The 19,318-nt window shown below is 61.9% G+C and carries 12 protein-coding genes; all 12 read right to left on the bottom strand.

The features are described from left to right. The 12 genes from LT42_RS26515 to LT42_RS08655 all read right to left on the bottom strand — a co-directional run bounded on the left by LT42_RS26515 (position 1) and on the right by LT42_RS08655 (position 19,309). Positions 1 to 1,011 (bottom strand): flagellin N-terminal helical domain-containing protein, encoded by a 1,011-nt coding sequence (locus LT42_RS26515; protein ID WP_037011587.1) that lies wholly within the window; start codon positions 1,009 to 1,011, stop codon positions 1 to 3. A 291-nt stretch (positions 1,012 to 1,302) separates the two neighbouring features. After that, positions 1,303 to 1,554: a hypothetical protein gene (locus LT42_RS08600; protein WP_037011589.1), complete on the bottom strand. Its 252-nt coding sequence runs from the start codon at positions 1,552 to 1,554 to the stop codon at positions 1,303 to 1,305. Continuing rightward, the gene (locus LT42_RS08605; protein ID WP_037011590.1) at positions 1,551 to 2,846 is read right to left on the bottom strand and encodes a motility associated factor glycosyltransferase family protein; all 1,296 of its coding nucleotides are present in this window, start codon (positions 2,844 to 2,846) and stop codon (positions 1,551 to 1,553) included. Before LT42_RS08605 ends, LT42_RS08600 begins: the two co-directional genes overlap by 4 nt. Positions 2,847 to 2,946: 100 nt before the next feature. Then, on the bottom strand, positions 2,947 to 3,879 hold the full coding sequence (locus LT42_RS08610) for a ketoacyl-ACP synthase III (RefSeq protein ID WP_037011592.1): 933 nt from the start codon (positions 3,877 to 3,879) through the stop codon (positions 2,947 to 2,949). Positions 3,880 to 4,819: 940 nt separating this feature from the next. Then, complete coding sequence (gene pseI / locus LT42_RS08620) at positions 4,820 to 5,872, bottom strand: pseudaminic acid synthase (RefSeq protein ID WP_037011596.1); 1,053 nt, start codon at positions 5,870 to 5,872, stop codon at positions 4,820 to 4,822. A 70-nt stretch (positions 5,873 to 5,942) separates the two neighbouring features. Further along, complete coding sequence (gene pseG, locus LT42_RS08625) at positions 5,943 to 7,034, bottom strand: UDP-2,4-diacetamido-2,4,6-trideoxy-beta-L-altropyranose hydrolase (protein ID WP_070356515.1); 1,092 nt, start codon at positions 7,032 to 7,034, stop codon at positions 5,943 to 5,945. Beyond that, complete coding sequence (gene pseF / locus LT42_RS08630) at positions 7,031 to 7,741, bottom strand: pseudaminic acid cytidylyltransferase (RefSeq protein ID WP_037011597.1); 711 nt, start codon at positions 7,739 to 7,741, stop codon at positions 7,031 to 7,033. The genes pseG and pseF overlap by 4 nt, the downstream gene beginning before the upstream one ends. 30 nt (positions 7,742 to 7,771) lie before the next feature. Further along, entirely contained in the window at positions 7,772 to 8,950 is a 1,179-nt protein-coding gene (gene pseC / locus LT42_RS08635) for a UDP-4-amino-4,6-dideoxy-N-acetyl-beta-L-altrosamine transaminase (RefSeq protein ID WP_037011598.1), read from the bottom strand. Then, entirely contained in the window at positions 8,947 to 9,948 is a 1,002-nt protein-coding gene (gene pseB, locus LT42_RS08640) for a UDP-N-acetylglucosamine 4,6-dehydratase (inverting) (RefSeq protein WP_037011600.1), read from the bottom strand. The genes pseC and pseB overlap by 4 nt, the downstream gene beginning before the upstream one ends. Positions 9,949 to 9,975: 27 nt before the next feature. Further along, the gene (locus LT42_RS08645; RefSeq protein WP_276209502.1) at positions 9,976 to 12,873 is read right to left on the bottom strand and encodes a TIGR00180 family glycosyltransferase; all 2,898 of its coding nucleotides are present in this window, start codon (positions 12,871 to 12,873) and stop codon (positions 9,976 to 9,978) included. Positions 12,874 to 14,001: 1,128 nt separating this feature from the next. Then, positions 14,002 to 17,583 (bottom strand): glycosyltransferase, encoded by a 3,582-nt coding sequence (locus tag LT42_RS08650; protein WP_037011604.1) that lies wholly within the window; start codon positions 17,581 to 17,583, stop codon positions 14,002 to 14,004. A 121-nt stretch (positions 17,584 to 17,704) separates the two neighbouring features. Beyond that, on the bottom strand, positions 17,705 to 19,309 hold the full coding sequence (locus tag LT42_RS08655; protein ID WP_037011607.1) for a flagellar hook-associated protein 3: 1,605 nt from the start codon (positions 19,307 to 19,309) through the stop codon (positions 17,705 to 17,707). Positions 19,310 to 19,318: the final 9 nt, after the last annotated feature.

Raw genomic sequence — 19,318 nt, forward strand, 5'->3', positions numbered from 1 at the left:
TTATTGCAGCAGCTTGAGAACGGCAGCTGGCAGCTGATTGGCCTGTGACAGGATGGCGGTGGAGGCTTGTTGCAGGGTTTGCTGTTTGGTGAGCTCCGCTGTTTCGGCGGCGAAGTCGACGTCTTCTATCCGTCCGCGCGAAGCGGTGACGTTCTCGACGATATTGGTGATGTTGGAAATGGTCGAGGTCAGCCGGTTCTGCTTGGCGCCCAGTTCGGCGGTGGCCGCAGACACCGTGGCCAACGCCTTGTCGATCTGGATGATCGCATCGTCGATGTTTTTAGCTGTCACGGCAGATTCCAGCTCCAGCTCCGCTTTGGTGGGCTTCAAAGGGTCAGCTCGCGTGAGCCCCACGTAGATGCCGGACCCGTCGATTTTCGGGGTGATATCGTCCCCGGCTTTAATGTCTCGGCTGCCGACCACCAGCGGCTTGTTCGCTGCGGCGTCGCCAAGTTCCGCTGTCACCGCCGCGGTGTCCTCTTTCGCGGTGAACAGCGCCTTCCCGGAGAAGTCTTCTGTAAGTGCTACATCGATTTGCTCATCAGGACCCGTGTTGGCGCCTACGTGAAAAGTTAAAATGCCCGCGCTGCCATCCAGCAGTTTCAAGTCCTGACCAAACTTGGTGCTGCCGGCAAGGCGATTAAGCTCCGCTACTTTTTCATCAAACTCTTTATTGGAAGCGGCCCGATCACTTGGGCTGTTAGTTCCGTTTTTGGCTTGCACAGCCAGCTCACGCATCCGCTGCAAAATACCAATGGACTCTTGCAGTGCGCCTTCGGTTGTTTGAATAACTGAGATGGCATCGTTTGCATTTCTGGCTGCTACAGTGAGCCCTCGAATCTGCGTGGTAAGCCGGGTGGCAATCTGCATTCCAGCTGCGTCATCTTTGGCGCTGTTAATGCGCAGACCAGAGGAAAGCCTCGTCATGGCGGTGCTTAGGGAGTCGGAAGAGCGGCCCAGATTCCTCTGAACAGACAGCGACGCAATATTCGTATTAACAGTTAAAGCCATTTTTAATTCCTCGTTGATAAGAACGGAAAGTTCTCGAACACTCGGGGAAGTCCCTTTCTCCCGAAGAACTTACTGTCCACCTATCGACGAGCCCTGCATGGGCTTTAACCCACAATCGCCCACCACGGACTTTCAACCCCGACAACTGCAGGGGTTAAACCTGCCTAACTATTTGAATAATCCGACAATAAAAAAAACACTAAAAAACAACCGGCCGCGCGCGCTGTTTTCAGATAAAACTGAAACTAATGTAGGAAGTTTCTTTCACTGGATTCTTAATGGAAACGGCGTTCAGAACAGCTCTACAAACTCTACTTCAAGCCAATCTGCCAACCCTATCCAGTCCTGACGTTCCTGACACGCCAGGATTTCGCCCAGCACTTGCGCGCCCTTGGCCTGGTCGACAGCCGACATTTCACCGAGCAACGGCATTGAGCGGTCAATCAGCTCGACCATCTTCAGCGCCCCTTCGATGTCGCGGCCCAGACGAAACAGCCGTGCGCAATCGCGCGCCTCGTCAATGGTGGCTTGATGCAGGGTCATGGTGCGGTCCAGTCAGGGTCGAAGTGGGTGCCGGCGATGAGCGCGCCATCGCGGCTGGTGTTGAAGAACGCCACCTGCGGGTGGCGAGCGATGTAGCGCTCGAGTTCGATGAGGTAGCTGCGAAAGTTGAGCTGCGTCTTGACCTTGTTGCCGCGCCCGTCCCGCACCCAGTGTTTGGCGATGCTGGATGCAGGGCCGAGGTCGCCGTCCTGCCAACCGGTGTGGGTCTTGCCGCCGGGAAAGGCGAAGTCGGCGCCAAACAGGGTGACGCGCGCCGCGCCCATTTTCACGGCAAGGTCAACGGCCGGGTGGATGACGCTGCCGCCCACATGCAGTGTGGCCCGGGGAATCTCCGCGCGCAGCCGGGCGTACAGCGGACTGGTGGAATAGCCTGCGTAGCGCGGCCCTTGCCACCCTTCGAGCATGGCAACGTCCTGGCCGGGCAGATACACCAGCGCAACGCCGGCCGAATCGTCGGCGGGCAAGTGCCGCGAGGTGATGCGATGGTCGATGGTGACAACGATATCGACCTGGATGCCCTGGTTGCGCAACGGCACGTAGGCGGTGTCGACGCAGATGATCAGCGGCCGCTCGGCGCTTGTGGAGGCCTTCAGGAGGCGCGGCAGGTGTTGCTGAAGACTCGGTCCCGTGGCGATGACGAACACGTCGCGCCCCGGCTGGGCAGCGAACAGCGCAGCGACATCAGTGTCGCGTTGCAGCAGGTCCCTGCCCTGCTCCAGCAAGCGCGCATTGTCCGGCGTATCTGCGACAAACGCCTCATTGTTGAAGCCGACGTGGACCTCGCTGACCAGGCGATCACGGATGCGTGCGCTGGAGTCATCAGCGAGCACCAGCTCGGCGGGCAAGGCGAAAAATGGCAGCTGGATTTCGTCGCGGACGTCGGCATAGGCCAGCGTCACTCGCGGGTCCGACAGCCAGTCGTGCTGATCCAGCAATTGCAGCACCAGTGCGCACAACGCACCGTTGAGGATATGGACATGCAGGTTCTGCAGCGAAGGGTCCGCCAGCATCACCCGCTGCAGGTCACCCAACGCGGTGCCGTAAATGTGCACCACCGGGCTGTGGACCGGAAGACTGTGCGCCTGGGTCAGCGCTTCGGCGAAGCGGTCATGGCGACTGGTGAGCTGAACACCGTGGATGCTCAAGGTCGATTCACGACCTTCCAGCAACTGCGCGGGAACGGACCCGGCGTCTTCGCCGCACAATCGCTGGGCCACGTCCGGCCAGCGTTGCTCGATGACAGCGAGGTTGTGCTGAAGTATCTCGCTCAAGACGGCAATCCTTTTCCGGTGAGGCCTGCAAAACGCACAACGGCGACCTGAAATTCAGTGTCGCCGTTGTGCAGGCCGGGTACGGCCGGGTGCAGCGCTGTCACGGACGATATAGGATCGCCGAGCCCCACGACAAGCCCACGCCGAAGCCGCTGACTGCGATGCGTTTCCAGCTGGCGTTCATCACATGCTTTTCAAGCAGCAGCGGAATGCTGGAGGACACCGTGTTGCCGGTTTCGAGCATGTCCTTGACGAACTTCTCCGGCGCCTTGCCGTCCTCGAAACGACGGGCGACCGCATCGACAATGGCGGCGCTGCCCTGGTGGATGCAGAACGCGTCGACGTCAGAGGATTGCAGGCCGGAGTCCGCCAGCAACTCGTTGAGGTGCGCCGGCACTTTGACCAGAGCGAAGTTGAACACCTGACGGCCGTTCATGTAGAAGGCGCCGTCGGTGGTCTTGAGGAATTCCGCGCCAGAGCCGTCGGTGCCGAACTTGGATTTGCCCAGCTGCCATGGGGCGTCGTCGCTCATCCAGGTGGCGGTGGCGGCGTCGCCGAAGAGCATGGTGGTGTTGCGGTCTTCGGGGTCGACGATCTTGGAATACGGGTCGGCGGTGACCAGCAAACCGTTTTTCAGCCCGGTCGCTTCCATGAACCCCTTGAGCGCGTAAATGCCGTAGACGTAACCCGAACAGCCCAGGGAAATATCGAACGCGGCGACGTGGGTGGGCAGGCCCAGCTTGTGCTGCACGATGGCGGCCGTGTGCGGCAGGCCCTCTTCGTCGCCGTTCTGGGTGACGACAATCAGCGCGTCGATGGAGTCCCGCGACAGCGCCGGGTTGTTGGCAAACAGCTGGTTGACCGCTTCGACACACAGGTCGGAGGTTTCCTGAGCATCGTCTTTGCGCGGCAGAAAAGCGGAACCGATCTTGCCAAGGATGAAGTCTTCATCCTTTCCGAATTTGGCACCCTGGGCGTAATTGTCGACGCCGGCTGTGGGCACATAACTCGCTATGCTCTTGATGCCAATCATCATGGCTTCCCAATAAAAAACTGCTGAACATCACCCGGCGCGATTAGGCGGGGCGTTGAAAATTCGGGGGCTTGCGGCCTGGTAGAAAGGCGACGCATACGCCAGGGCGACACCAGAAGTCACTCTGCAAACAGCCCGTTGACGTCACGGCCCGCCAACACGATACAGTGAAGATGCGCGTTATGACCCACAGGTCACCAAAAGTTTTACATGCTTTTAGCTGACCGACGGGTGCTGCGCAAGGCCGGATTGCCGCTCAGACAGGCAATTGACATGAAGATGTCATCGGAGTGTGGCGGGTTGTAGGACCGGCTTCAGCCGGGAGGAGGCCCTTATGCGCGCTCGCAAAACCAGCGAGCGAAACCTGATATTTGTAGGAGCGCGCTTGCCCGCGAAGGCTGCGTTTCAGACGCTAGGGATCTATCGGATGTACCGGCCCCTTCGCGGGCAAGCGCGCTCCTACAACGGGGCTGCGCTGTACGCACCCTCGGCCGTAACGCATCGGTTTTGCGCCGTAGAAACCCTCGGCGGCCACACACCGGTCGGGCGAACCTGGCATTTGTAGGAGCGCGCTTGCCCGCGAAGGCTGCGTTTCAGACGCTAGGGATCTATCGGATGTACCGGCCCCTTCGCGGGCAAGCGCGCTCCTACAACGGGGCTGCGCTGTACGCACCCTCGGCCGTAACGCATCGGTTTTGCGCCGTAGAAACCCTCGGCGGCCACACACCGGTCGGGCGAACCTGGCATTTGTAGGAGCGCGCTTGCCCGCGAAGACTGCGTTTAAGACGCTAAAAATTTATCGGATGTACCGGCCCCTTCGCGGGCAAGCGCGCTCCTACACCGGGGCTGCGCTGGAACACCCTCGGCGCCAAGCATCGGTTTTTGGGTGGTACGCACCCTTGACGGCAGGCATCGGTTTTGCGCTGTACGACCCTCTTTCTTAACCGACCACTTCCCAATTCAACGCGGTGCCGCGTTTCAAGGCGTGGCGTGCCTTGCGCCCCAGCACGGCGTCGATGTGCTTGGGCGCCAGGCCCAGGCCGGGGCGAATCGCTCGGATGTTGTCTGCGCTGAAAGCCTCGCCTTCGGCGATGTCTCGCACCACATAGAGCGAGCGTCGGTACTGCAATGATTTCTGTTCGGCTTCGGTGGCACCGTATTGCACGTGGCCCATGCCGGCCCAGGCGCGCTCGGTTTCGACGACCAGGCTGGCCATCTCCGCCGGTTCAAGGGAAAAACTGGCATCCACGCCGCCATCGGCACGGTCGAGGGTGAAGTGTTTCTCGATGACCGTTGCGCCCATGGCCACCGCCGCCACCGACACGCCGACGCCCATGGTGTGATCGGAAAGGCCCACCTGGCAGCCAAACAGCCCGGCCAGATGAGGAATCGTGCGGATGTGGCTGTTGGCCGGTGTTGCCGGATAAGTGCTGGTGCATTTAAGCAACACCAGGTCTTTGCAACCCGCTGCCCTGGCCGCGCGCACGCTTTCGTCCAGTTCGGCGATGCTGGCCATGCCGGTGGAAATGATCATCGGCTTGCCGGTGGCCGCGACCTTGCGAATCAGCGGGATATCGGTGTTCTCGAAACTGGCGATCTTGTAGGCCGGCACGTCGAGGGTTTCCAGAAAGTCTACGGCGGTCTCATCGAACGGAGTCGAAAACGCAAGCATCCCAAGCGCTTTGGCTCGCTCGAAGATCGGCGCATGCCATTCCCACGGCGTGTGCGCCTGCTGATACAGCGCATACAGCGAGGTGCCGGCCCACAGGCTGTTGGGGTCCTTGATGAAAAACTCGCCCTCGGCGATGTCCAGCGTCATGGTGTCGGCGGTGTACGTCTGTAACTTCAAGGCGTGGGCGCCCGCTTTGGCCGCCGCCTCGACGATCCGCAACGCCTGATCCAGAGACTGGTTATGGTTGCCGCTCATCTCGGCAATGATAAACGGCGGCGCGTCGGGGCCGATGCTGCGGGAACCGATCTTGAAATGACTCATCGTTGCTCACTCACTGAACTGATGTGGGCCGGCGCCGGGCCGGTCCGTGAAAAAGTTGCCGGGCGACGCTTCATGCGCCCTGCCCTGCTGCTGCGCCACGATCAATGGCGGTCAACGCTTCGGCAATCCGCCTGGCACCACGCCCGTCGACCAAACGCCTCGACGCCCGGGCAAAAGCGCGACGCAACGCCGCGTCACCGATGACTCGCGCGATGCCATCACGCAGTTGCCGAGTGTCCAGTTGTACATGCGCGCCCAGGTACAGGTGCACCCCGGCCTCGGCGAGCAACTGCGCGTTGAGCTGCTGATTGTTGGCCACCGAAATGCACACCGTCGGCAAGCCCAGCGCCGCGCGCTCCCAGGTCGTACCGCCGCCCGCGCCGATGAACAGATCCGCCGACTGCATCAGCGCAAAAAAATCGCCGGTCAGCGTGTGCAATCGCCAGAGTGGTCGAGAGGCGGCGAGCTCGCTCATTGCCTGCCAGTGCGGGTTATGCAGGCCGGCGACAACATCCACCTGTACATCGTCGAATCCTTCCAGCGCCAGCAAGGTGGCGTACACCTGGCCGGCCGCGTCGAAACCGCCAAAATTCACCAACACCCGTTCAACCCGGGGCTTGATTGCAATGGGATCACACTGAAACTCGTCGCGCAGCAAAGCGAATCGCGGCCCCAGAAACGTCTGGCATTCAGGCCCGACCCAGCGCGCGTAAGATTGATCGAGCATCTGGGCGCTGAAATTCTGATCCAGCAACAGCTCGACCGCGTGGGGCCGATTGGCCAGGTCATCGATGGCCATGATTCGGGCTGCAAACCCGCGTGCCGCGTTCTCCCAGCGCGCGTCCAGCCCGTAGTGGTCGACAATTAGCCAGTCGAACGGGGGCTGCCCCTGCAATTGCTCACCCAAGGCAGACACATCTGACTGCCACGGCAGGGGCGCTTCGATGTCCTCGTCTTCGTCAGCCTGATAGCGAGCCGGCAGCGCGTACGTGATGAAGCCCTGATCGGCCAGGCGCTCCAGCAGGTGGCCGGTCAATGCGCGACAGGCAAAGCGCACATCGGCGCCCATGTTTTTCAATACATGGGCCAGCGTCAGGCAACGGGCAATGTGACCGCTGCCGATGGTCACGGACGCGTCGGCACGGATCAGCACGCGCATCATTCCAGCTCCCCGCCTGCCTTCAGCGCAGCGTACAAATATTCTGCGCGCAGCCAGTCCTCAGGGCTGTCGATGTCCTGCACCAGATGCCGGGGCAGGATCACCGGCAGGCTGAGTTCGGAAAAGACCGTGTCGCCGCGCAACCAGGCATCGCTGCGACCCCAGTAAAACTGCCCCGCATCCTGATAAGCCACTGGCAGGTCCTGAGAGCGCACGCCGCGAAATTCCGGGTACATGGCGTTCACGCAGCCATCGCCGTCAATCAACAGCGCCCGCTGCACCGGAAAGCCGAAGCTGGACACCGAGAAGGCATAGGATTTTTCCGGCGCCGCGTGCAGTGCTTCATAGCCCTGACGGAGAAATCGCGCCTGCAACAACGGCGCAGTGGCGTAGATGCAGCAGGCGTAATCGAATGGCTGACTGAGAGTGCCCGCGACGGACTGAAGCGCATGCTGAATGACCGCCGCCGTGCCGGTATACGCATCTGCCAGATAGGCAGGACGCATGAACGGCACTTCGGCACCAGAAGCGCGGGCGACGTCGGCGATTTCTTCGTCGTCAGTGCTGACGATGACGCGGTCGAACACCCCGCTTGCCAGCGCAACGCGAATGGAATGGGCGATCATCGGCTCGCCGTTGAACAGTTTGATGTTCTTGCGCGGGATGCGCTGGCTGCCGCCGCGTGCGGGAATGATCGCAATGGCGCTCACGGTCGACGGCCTTTCATGACAGGGCGCGCATCAGTTGGCCGCCCGCGCCGTTTCGCCGAGCAGGCGGCGCAGCTGATCGACCACTTCATCCTGCTGAGCGTCGGTCATCGCCGGGTACAGCGGCAGGCTGATGGCTTGCGCGTAATACGCCTCGGCCTCGGGAAAATCGCCGGCCTTGAAGCCCAGCTCGCGGTAATAGGGCTGCAGGTGCACCGGAATGTAATGAACGTTCACACCGATGCCGGCAGCGCGCAGCCCTTCGAACACTTGCCGATGACTCAACGCCAGTCGCTCGGTCTGCAGCCTCACCACGTACAGATGCCAGGCGGACTCGGCGCCGGGCTGGCTGGTGGGCAAGCTCAGCGGCAGGTCCGCCAGCAGCGTCTGATAACGCGCCGCCAGCTCACGGCGACGGGCCAGAAAAGCGTCCAGCTTGTTCAACTGTGAGAGACCGAGTGCCGCTTGCAGATCGGTCAGGCGATAGTTGAAGCCGAGCTCGATTTGCTGGTAGTACCAGGGGCCATGACTGGCTTCGTCCATCTGCGCGGCATCCCGTGTCATGCCATGGCTGCGCAGGCGGCGCAGATGCTCGGCGAGTTCGGGCCGATTGGTCAGCACCAGGCCGCCTTCGCCGGTTGTCACGATCTTCACGGGGTGGAAGCTGAACACAGTCATGTCGGCGAATTCGCCGCAGCCCACCGGACGCCCTGCGTAGCGCGCGCCAACGGCGTGAGAGGCGTCCTCGATCACCACAAACCCGTAACGGCGGGCCAACTCACCGATGGCGTGCATGTCGCAGCTCTGGCCGGAAAATGCCACAGCGACCAGCACCTTCGGCAGTCGCCCCGCAAACTCGGCCGCGTCGAGCTTGCGCGCCAGCGCGGCGGTGTCGAGGTTCCAGGTCAGCGGGTCGATGTCGACAAAATCCACATCGGCGCCGCAGTAGCGCCCGCAGTTGGCCGAGGCCAGAAAGGTGTTCGGGCTGGTCCACAGCCAGTCACCCGGGCCGAGACCTGCGGCCAGGCAGGCAATGTGCAGCGCCGCCGTGGCGTTGCACACCGCCACGCCAAAGCCGGCCTCACAGCGCTCGGCCATGGCGTTTTCGAAGCGCTCAAGGGTCGGCCCCTGGGTCAGCCAGTCGGACTTGAGCACGTCCACAACGGCATCGATATCAGCCTGATCAACGCTTTGCCTGCCGTACGGAATCATGGCGTGACGTCAGCGTGCAGCTCGCCGATCTGGCGGATCGACAGAAAGTCCGGGTTGGTGTCGGAGCGGTACTCAAAGTCATCGTGGACCGCTTTGCCCTGTGCGCCGGTCGCATCCACGGCGAAGTCGGTGTCGACGTTGTTGAAGCGAATCGACGGCACGATGGTGTAGTGATCGTCGAACTCGAGGGTCATGCGCGCATCGTCCTGCGGCACCATCAGCTCGTGGAGTTTCTCGCCGGGACGAATGCCGACGATCTTGTGCGGCAGCTTCGGGGCCATGGCCTGGGCCAGGTCGACGATGCGCACCGAGGGGATCTTGGGCACGAACACTTCACCGCCGTGCATGCGCTCAAAGCTCTGCATCACGAAATCGACGCCATGGTCCAGGGTGATCCAGAAGCGTGTCATGCGCGGGTCGGTAATGGGCAGCTCGGCCGCACCGCCGGCCAGCAGCTTGCTGAAGAACGGCACAATCGAACCGCGCGAGCCAGCGACGTTGCCGTAGCGCACCACAGCGAAACGGGTCTGCTCTTCGCCGCCGATGTTGTTGGCGGCGACGAACAATTTGTCCGACAGCAGCTTGGTGGCGCCGTAGAGGTTGATCGGGCTGGCCGCCTTGTCGGTGGACAGCGCCACGACTTTCGTCACGCCATTGGCGATGGCGGCCGCAATGATGTTTTCCGCGCCATTGACGTTGGTGCGGATGAACTCGGTCGGGTTGTATTCCGCCGCGGGCACATGTTTGAGGGCCGCAGCATGGACCACGTAATCGATGCCGCGCATGCCCTGCACCACCCGCTCGGCGTCGCGCACGTCCCCGAGGAAATAGCGCATGCAGGGGGCGTTGAATTCCTGCTGCATTTCATACTGCTTGAGCTCATCGCGGGAAAAGACCACCACGCGCCGGGGCTGATAACGCGCCAGCAGCGTGCGGATGAACATCCGGCCGAAGGAGCCGGTGGCACCGGAGATGAATACTGATTTGCCGTTGAACATGTTGAAGTCCTTAACCTGGGGGCGACCTTAAGCGATCAGAGCCATCCAATCCGCACGCGACGTGGTGTCGAGGGCGAAACCCTTCCCTGACAAGCTCATGTTCTGGTTATAGGCCAGATCATGAGCGAACGCTGCGGTCCATTCTGCCTGCAAGCGCGCCAATGCAGCCGGCGCCTGTTTTGTTTCGCCCGGATGCACGACGTGAACCTGAGGTGTCCAGACCGTCAGGAAACCGCTCTGGCCGATCTTCAGGCAGAAATCCACCACCGCGTAAGCGTCACCGTAGTGCGCCTCATCAAGACCGCCCGTGGATTGGAACAACGACTTGCGCACCATCACGCAGGCAGGCGACACCGCCGAATAGTTTTGCTCCAGCACCAGGCGCTGCATGTAACCGCTCGCCTCTTTGAGCTCGCCAATAAACGCCGAACCCACACCGCCATTCATCCCCAGGATGAGGCCCGCGCCCGTCACGGTGCCGTCGCGTTCAATGAGTTTGGGGCCAACCACGGCCACTTCGGGGCGCATCGCGTGATTGAGCATGGCGTCGATCCAGTTCGGGTTGACCACCTCGCTGTCAGCTGCGAGCAGCACCAGATAGTCGCCGTCGGCGTGTTGCGAGCCTGCGTTGTACAGCGCAGCCTCGCTGAGGACAACCTCGCTGCGCAGCACACGGATGCGTTTGTTCTGCTGTTGCTGACGGTCCAGCCATTCATGGACCTGCGGTGACTGGCTGTGGTTGTCGACAATCAGCACGTCGTAGCGCGTATAGCGAGTGCGTTGCAGGATGGCCGTCAGGCAGCGCTGCAACTGGTCAAGGTTGTCGTGACTGGGGACGATCACGGTCACTTGCGGACGCTCGGCGTGGCGATAGTCGATCTGCCAGGTGCCGGGACGGGCCGAGGTGACGTGCGCTTTGTAGCCCAGCGCGGTCAGGTGGCGTGTGATCGCAAGACGCTCGTCGCTGTTGTCCAGGCCTTCGGGCGATGCGCTGATCAACAGCGGTTCGTCCAGGTGAGCCAGCCACGAAGGGCCGCCCTGCTCGATTACCCGCAACAGCAGATCGAATTCCAGCGCGCCGGTGAAATCAGCACTGTAACCGCCCGCGTCCAGCAACACGTCCTTGCGGATCAGCCAGTGACGGGCCATCAATCCCGGGTTGCGCAGCAGCAGGTCGAGGTTGAAGCCCGGTCGCAGGACATCTTTCAACGCGCCATTGGACTGGCGATGGATCTCGTCACCGGCGACAGCGCGGACATCGCTCGCGCCCTGCAGCTCCAGCGCCGCACGCAGCAGCCCGCCGGGAAGGAACTGGTCACCGGCCTCTACCAGCATCAGCCAGCCAGAGGCGATCTGCCGGGCAACCTGGTTGAGCTTGTCGACGTAGTTGCTTTTGCTGACTTTGACGAAGTGCAGCGTGTTCTGAACAGACGTCGCCACGGGCGGTTCGCCGGTGGTGAAAACAACGATGCGGAAGGATTTGTAGGCGCCCTCGACGAGGCTGTCCAGGGTCACCTGAAGTTTGCGCATGTCGTCTTCGAGGTCCAGCAGGAAGATCCCGAATTGCGCACCGCCACCCTCCGCCGCCAGACGGGCAACGGCCCTGGCGGTGACATCGGCATCCGGCCGGCGCCCTTCAAGCCAGTGCAGCAGCTGACCGGACGCGGTGGCATGCAGCAGGTGCTGCCGGTCCTCGGCGCCCACCGCTTCAAGACGCTCCAGCCACTGACGCATGCCCTGCGCCTCCTGGGGCTCGTCAAGGTGAGCCAGTTGCTCGGCGAGCCGCGCGACCACCGTCGTGTTAAACACGTTGACGTCCAGCGCTTCCCACAGCCGCTCGGTGATGGTCTGCGCGGTGTCGTTGTCGTGCAGCGTCAGCAATTGCGCCTGCGACACCCACATGCCTTCCAGCTCGGCCCGCTGCGCCGATCCGGCCGGCAGCGCCCCCATCAGAAATTCGATATCGGCGAGGCGGTCGAAGAACGGCTGATTGTAGAACGGCAACTCGACATATTGATTGACCCCGAAGCGCCGAACCGGTCCGCTCAGGGGGCTTTTCCAGCTGGATTCGATGATCAATTCGTGGGCCGAAGCAGCGTCTTCGCGCACGCACTTGAGCAGGGTATTGAAACTGTCGAGCACGACGGCGCGCGCGGTGTTCGCGCCATCACCGAGGGCGACACCTGACAGGGAGGCGAGGAAGTCGGCGAACGACTCGCGGGTATTTTTAGACACCGGGTCGGCGTCGCTCAGCGCGGCAATGAGGCTGGTCTTGTTGCGCGCAGGCGCGGTGGTCTGCTCGCGGACCGCGAAGGCCAGGGGCAGCACTCGTCCCTTGGCGCGGGCAATCAGGAACCAGGCCAGGCCGATGCCATGCCACACCTCATTGACGTCCTCCGGCACCGCGCTGCACCACTCGCGCAGCAGCTCGGTGCGCATGACCGCCTGCGCCGGGGTAATGAAAGCCGCCATTGCCTGCTGGACGCGTTCCTCGGCGGAGTCATCGCACACATCTTCCGGTACCTTTTTGTCGCGACGGAAATACTCAACCTGGCTGCCGGTGTCACGATAGCTCAGGGAATAACCGTGGCAGAAACCGTAGTCGGGGTTGTCCTGCAGAAAGCCCACGCTCTCGGCCAGCGCGTCCTCCATGAGGAAGTCGTCGACCCTGGCAAGGGTCACGAAAGGCGTATTCACCCGCTCCAGCGCATGAGCCAGCGCCTGTACCGCGCTCGCCCCCGCCAAATGCGGCGCATGGAGAACCGTCACCTCCGGCGCCAAGCCAGCCCCCACCGACGGCGCCTCGACAGACGTATCAAGAACCAGCAACGGCCCGGCGTATTCCCGGTAAAACTGCAACGTGCGGCGCAAGAAATCAGGCTGATCCCGCGAAATCACCAGCAACGTATTGTGAGCGTTAGCCAAAGCAGTTTTTTTGACGCTGGATACTGAAGTCGTAACCCCGGACATTGCCCATCCCCACCGAATTAAAAGTCGAGGTCAGTAATACCGGCCCCACACGCCATCCCCCGCGCCGGAAAACACGCGAAAGACAACAGAATGAAGGACGGGATTGCAGGAAACGCGCCAGCTTGGCACGGGACAGCGGGACCAGAGCGCGGAGCGTCACGGGTGAGTGTCCACGCGGATCGTAGGACCGATCGACACCCGAACGTGATCCCCGGTAGGAGCCGGCTTGCTGGCGAAAGCGGTGGGTCAGATACGAAGACGCAGCTGGGAGCAAGCATTCGCCAGCAAGCCGGCTCCTACAGAGGGGTGTGTGCAGCCAAAACCGGTGAGCATGCCGTGGCATTAGTAAAGGCGTCACTTACCTGGGCCTGAATCCATATCTTCAGAGGGACGCGGAGCGTCCGGACCGGCGTTACCACGCGGAGCGTGGGAACGATCAGAAAGGCAGTCAGCTATGACGCCGATCATCACGGCGCGCAGGCCCACGCGAAGCGCGGGGACGATCGACAACCGAATGTGATCCCCGGTAGGACCGGCTTGCTGGCGAAAGCGGTGGGTCAGATATGAAGACGCAGCTGGGAGCAAGCATTCGCCAGCAAGCCGGCTCCTACGGGAAAACGCGTTTATCCAGCAGGACCGGCTTTAACCGGGGAGCCGCTAATCTGCATGTGATCTACCCCCGACCTGCATTAATCTGCCGCGATTTGCCTTTGATCTGCGGTTGATCTGCCTTTGATCTTCAAACACATAACGTCCAGACGACACCCATCGCGACTTGGGTGCAGGCTGAACGCAGGTCTTGCGCAGTGGGCCGAGCCGCATGGATGCGGCGAGAGCGCCGTTGCGGACATGGATGTCCGTTCGGCGCGGGCCCACGGAGCAAGACCGGAGTGAGGGAACCCCGACGAAGGAGGGGCCAAACCAGGAGCACAAGCCCTTGGCTGCTCTTTGAAACCGAAGGCGGGGCTTTATCAAGTAACTCGCCGAAGGCGAAACAGTCTGCCCCCAGGCAGACGCCTTTGCCTTTGCCCTTGCCCTTGCCCTTGCCCTTGCCCTTGCCCTCGATCTACCAACCAAAAAGCCTCAATCCGCAAGCCACCCATTAACCCAATACTGCAAATTGTCACCCCGCAACATGAAATCGCGCATCACCACCTCATGCAACTCATCACCCATCCTGTAACTGGCCTGCGGGTCAGCCAAATGCATACGAATCGCCTCAAGCCACTCCTCAGTCGTATTGCCCGTCAACCGCGTACACGGCAAATACCCCCGATACGCCTCAGTGTCCGTACAAATAACCGGATAACCACACGCGCCATACTCCAACAGCCGCAGATTGCTCTTGCAGTCATTGAAAATGTGATACTCCAATGGCGCCAGCGCCAGATCCAGATTAAGGCTCGACAACTTCGCCGGGTACGCCTCCAGACTCACCGCCGGGTGAAACTCCTTCAGGAACGGCCTCAGATCCGCAGGGCACATCCCGAAAAACACCCAATCCACCTCGTCCGCCAACTGGCGAATCACATCCGCAATAATCTCCAGATCGCCGCCATGGCTGGTGCCGCCGCCCCAACCCACGCGGGGCTTGAACGACGTCCGGCGCTGCGCACGACGGCCCGTCCACAAGTGCGGCGCGAGCATGTTCGGCACCACGCGAATGTCGTGATGCATCGAAGACAGCGCGTTGCCCAACGCATGAGTGGACACCACCACGCGGTCGCACAGGCTGATACCCCGCTTGACCACCGCCTCCAGATTGGTCGGCATGTGCCGGCCGTGGGCGTTTTTCTTGGGCACGCTGATCACGTAATCGTCCAGTTCGAAGATGCGTCGGGCGTTTGAAAACGTCTTCAGACGCACCGTGTCCTCCATCGACGCCTCGTGGTATCGACCCTGCAGCACGATCACATCCGGCGAGCGGCGTTCAAGCTCGATGGTGGTCGGCGCGTCGTAGGCAATCTGGCCAATGATCCGGTCAGCCGCCGACAGCTCGATAAACGGCTGGGTCACGCGGTAATGGCCGACCGCAGTAGCGTTCATCGGCAGTGCCAGCACGCTGGGCAGTGAGCGTTCGGAAAACGGCGACCACCCGGTACGCAGGCCAGGGTCCAGGCGGAAGCTATAGGCGTCCAGGGTGAGGCTCGGGTTATACGCCGGGTCGCGGGCGATGATCGGTAACCAGCGCAAATACAGCGCTTCAAGCTCACGGGTCTGACGCTGTTGGGCTTCGTCATCGCGCGTCTTGACCGGCGCTGCGCCCAGCGCCATCACCGAAAACGGTGTCCACACCACCAGGTAGCCCTGCTCTCGCACACGCAGACACAGGTCGACTTCACTGAACGAGTCGGCAAAGGCTTCGGCATCCAGCGCGCCAACGTGCTCGAAAACGGACCTGCGCACCAGCAGGCAATCAGGCCCGACGGCGCTCAGGTCCTGAACCACTTGCAGGCGCTGCATGTAGCCCGCTGCATCGAGCGATTCGCCGTAGAACGGCGTCGCCGCGGAGTTCTGCAAACCGAGGATCACCCCGGCGTGAACAATCGCCCCGCTGGCATCGAACAGCTTGCCGCTGACGACCCCGACCTCCGGCCGCTGGGCGTGATTCATCAACTCGCCGAGCCAGTCGCCCTGGGTCACCACCGCATAGGGATTAAGCATCAGCAAGTACTCGCCGCGCGCGTGTTGCGCAGCCAGGTTGCGCAACGCCGTGGGGCTGAGCACCTCGCCGCTGTACAGCACACGAAACGCGTCGCTGCCCATGTTCGCCAGGCCTTCAAGCCAGCCCCGGGCCTCGGCGCTGTCGCTGCCGTTGTCGACGATCAACAGCTCGTAATGCGGATAAGCGGTCTTCTCCAGCAAGCTGTCGAAACAGCGTTGCAGTGCCGCCAACTGATTGCGATGGCTGACGATGATCGACACCAACGGCTGCTGCGGATGCTCATAGTCAATCCGATTGAGCAGCGGCTGGTTGCCCTGGCGCAAGTGATGCTCGATGCCGCAGCGCTGCAAATGCGCCTGCACCACCCGAGGGTTGTGTTCGATGACCTCGTCCGAGATCAGCCACTGGCCCAGCGCGAACTGGCTTTCCACCAGCAAATCGGCGATATGACCGATGGATTCGGCGCCATCGTTCTCCACCAGCCGCCAGATCACGTCATGGGGCGCCAGCTCGCCGAAGCCTGCATCGAAGCCACCCAGCGCGATGAACCGCTGGCGCTCGAAGGCAAGCACTCGGCCTACATAAGGATAGCTGCGCAAGAAGTCCAGGTTGAAAGCGGGTTTGAACACCGGCTCGGCGGATTCGCCTTCACGCAGCGCGCCTTCATCGCTGTAAAAACAGCGCACCTGCGGAGCATTAGCGATGCGGTCGGCGAGGGTCAACAACGCGGGCGCCACCAGGCGGTCACCGGCGCGCAGCAGGTAAAACCAGTCCGCGCCTTCCAACTGAGGCAGCAGGCCATTGAGCTGATCGGCCCAGTCGGCTTGAAGCGGCAATTTGAACAGGCGTTCTTCCAGCACCGGTTCGGTGACCGAACCGGTCAACATCACCGTCAGCTCGGCGGGGTAAAACTGCTCGGCGAGGCTGTCCAGCGTCAGCTTGCGCCGCGCGCTGCTGCCGTGTTCGTCGATGACCACGGCGACGATCTTCGGCTGCACGGGCAAGCGTCGCAGCCTGTCGGGCAGCAAGGCTTGCTGATGCGCGTTGAAGGTCCGGCAACTCAGCCACTGGGCATACAGTTCGGCAAAGCTCTGGCTGTCGACGCCCACTTTAAGTGGCAGCACGGCCTGTTGGCTGCCCAGGGTCCGGCTCAACGCCAGCTCCTCCCAGACGCGTGGCTGACGCTCGGCATGGTCCAGCTCGACGTAACGCACCCATCCCTGGGCGGGCGGTGGTTCGCTGGTCCGGGCCTTGAGCATGTCCACCAGCCAGGTCAATTCGTTGGCAGCGGCGATGCGCATGGCTTGCTGGCGGCTGAGGCGCTCGGGGTGCAGGCGCTCGACACTGAGCACCTGGTTGAGCACGATCAAATTGCCGCGCCGCAGCAGGCAGGTGTAAAGCGCCAGATCCAGCATCGCAGCGAAGCCTTGGTCCTTACCGGTCAAGGCGGGCAGCAGCTCCTGGATGTCGGCGCGGCGAAACATCGCGCTGGTGAAGCTGCCGAGGAAGTTGGACGGGAAGTTCTCGAAGATCGCCAGCATGTCGGTGCCGAGAAACAGCGAGTCCTTGGGCGCGACCGGTGTGTTCTCCAGACGCGACGGCAACTGAATGCTGTCAGCGTCCCAGAGAAAGCGCTGCGCCAGCACCAGATTGGCGTCGGGATTGGCGACGAACGCCTGCGCCTGCAAGGTGATGCAGCCAGGGAACAACCGATCGTCATCGCACAGAAACTTGACGTACTCTCCCTGCGCCTGCGCCAGACACTGCAGCAGGTTCCCCACAAAACCGAGCCGCTGCGGGTTGCGCACGTAGCGCAGCTCAACGTTGCTCAAAGGCGTGAGGGTGTCGACGATCTCGCGTATTTCGCTGCCAGGGGAGTCGTCGCAAACGATGACTTCCAGACGCTCATAGGTCTGGGTCAGGGCGCTGGCCAGGGCGGTCTGGAAAAACCGAGGGTTATAGGCAGGGATGACGATGCTGACGAGGGGAACTGAATTCACAGGCAGACTCACGAGCGGTGCCGGCCTTCAGCGCGAAGGGCCGGCCTAACCGCTGACTATAACGGTTAACGCTCAGCGGGCGGGAACGCAGGCTCGGCCCGCGCTCCGTTCAGCGGCGCACTTACAGTTTGCTGAACAGGTTCAGCGCTGACAGCTGAGTAAAGACCAGCTGCGAAGCTTGCAACATGGTCTTCTGCAGGGTCAGGCGGGCAATGGCATCAACCGGGTCGGAGGCAGTGATGCCTTGAGCCTCGTTGCTGCCGTTGTCCAGCAGGTTCTGGTTGGTCACGCCCTGGTCAGTGGCGGTTTTTGCCCGCGCACCGCCGTCGCTGACTGCGTCGTTGATCTGGTTGGCCGCGCTGGTCAGGTTGCCGATGGTCGAGCTCAGCGTGGCCTGCAGTTTTTGCTTGGCGACCGGGTCACCGTCCACTTTACCGTTCAACGCCGTGATGACGTTGGACAAGGTGTTGAGGATGTTCTGGCTCTGCTGAGTCGACGACTGCGCCGTGAACTGATCACCGCTGGCCAACGTCACCGGAGTGCCGCTGAAGGTGAAGGTCACGCCCGACGCCACGGCCTGATTGGCCACCGGGGTACCGGTCAACGTGCCGCTGGAGACCGGCTTGCTGGTGGTGGCGTCGTACGGCGCGGCATACAGGTCGAACTCTGTGGCGCTGCTGAAGCGGATGATCGCCCCGCCCGACGGGAAGGTCTCGTTGAATTGAGTCTGGTCGGTAACAGTTGAATCGGTGACCACCGTGGTCGACGGGTTACCCGGCGAACGGGTCGTGCTCACCGTGCTGTTGGACACTGCCAGGCTGAACGTATGACCGGCAATGGCCGCATCGGCCTGTGTCGCGTCGCCGTACTGCGCCGGGGTCAGATTGACGTTGAGGGTCAGCTCCAGCCCGCGGAAGCCAATGGTTTGATTGCCTTCGTTGTTCGACGAAAACTTGCCGGTCGAGGTGGCATCGGCGGTGACGTCGTTGCCGGCCTTGTCGAGAATCTTGTACTGCGTGCTGCTCTGAAACGAAATGCTGTACGGCTCACCCGGGGCGAACTTGTTGTCGTAGGCCGCGGTATTGCTGACGCTGCCGCCCGACAGGGCAATGACGTTGTCGTTCACCGCAGGCGATGTCAGTGTCGTCGTGGTGCGAGTGGTGTTGATCGCCTGCTCGAACGCATCCCAGCCGGTGGTGTTGGCGGCCATGGAAATGCCGCTGCCGATCGGCAACAGGTTGCGCGTCTGGTCGCCCTGGTAGCTGTATGTGCCATCGGGGTTGACGGAGTACGGCGCTGTCGTGGATTTGGACCCGGAGAACAGGTAGGAGCCATCGGCGTCCTTGCTGTTCATCAGGCCGAGAATCTGGGTTTGCACTTCCTTCAGTTCCGCGGCATTGGCCTGACGGTCTTTATCGGTGAAGGTCGCATTGGCAGCGCCGAGCACCAGTTCCTGAGCGCGCTGGATGGCCGAGGTGATGGCAGTCATCGCAGTCTCGGTTTGCACCACGCTGGTATTGACCGTGCCGATGTTGGCGTTGTACTGGTTGAGCATCGTGCCCATCTGCTGCAATTGCAGCACGCGGCCGGCGCCAACCGGGTCATCGCCGGCGGTGTTGAGCTTGACCTGACTGGCCACTTCGTCGCCGGTTTTGGTGACGTTGGCGTAGCTGCGCGAGTAGTTCGTCGCGCTGGTTTCGTAAAACTGGGCCGTTGAAATACGCATGGATTACGA

Source organism: Pseudomonas lutea, assembly GCF_000759445.1.
Classification (GTDB): domain Bacteria; phylum Pseudomonadota; class Gammaproteobacteria; order Pseudomonadales; family Pseudomonadaceae; genus Aquipseudomonas; species Aquipseudomonas lutea.

Bases quoted from the DNA above. Each gene is read 5' to 3' on its own strand.
- LT42_RS26515 (WP_037011587.1), bottom strand. From the start codon at position 1,011: ATGGCTTTAACTGTTAATACGAATATTGCGTCGCTGTCTGTTCAGAGG.
- LT42_RS08600 (WP_037011589.1), bottom strand. From the start codon at position 1,554: ATGACCCTGCATCAAGCCACCATTGACGAGGCGCGCGATTGCGCACGG.
- LT42_RS08610 (WP_037011592.1), bottom strand. From the start codon at position 3,879: ATGATTGGCATCAAGAGCATAGCGAGTTATGTGCCCACAGCCGGCGTC.
- pseI (WP_037011596.1), bottom strand. From the start codon at position 5,872: ATGAGTCATTTCAAGATCGGTTCCCGCAGCATCGGCCCCGACGCGCCG.
- pseG (WP_070356515.1), bottom strand. From the start codon at position 7,034: ATGATGCGCGTGCTGATCCGTGCCGACGCGTCCGTGACCATCGGCAGC.
- pseC (WP_037011598.1), bottom strand. From the start codon at position 8,950: ATGATTCCGTACGGCAGGCAAAGCGTTGATCAGGCTGATATCGATGCC.
- pseB (WP_037011600.1), bottom strand. From the start codon at position 9,948: ATGTTCAACGGCAAATCAGTATTCATCTCCGGTGCCACCGGCTCCTTC.
- LT42_RS08655 (WP_037011607.1), bottom strand. From the start codon at position 19,309: ATGCGTATTTCAACGGCCCAGTTTTACGAAACCAGCGCGACGAACTAC.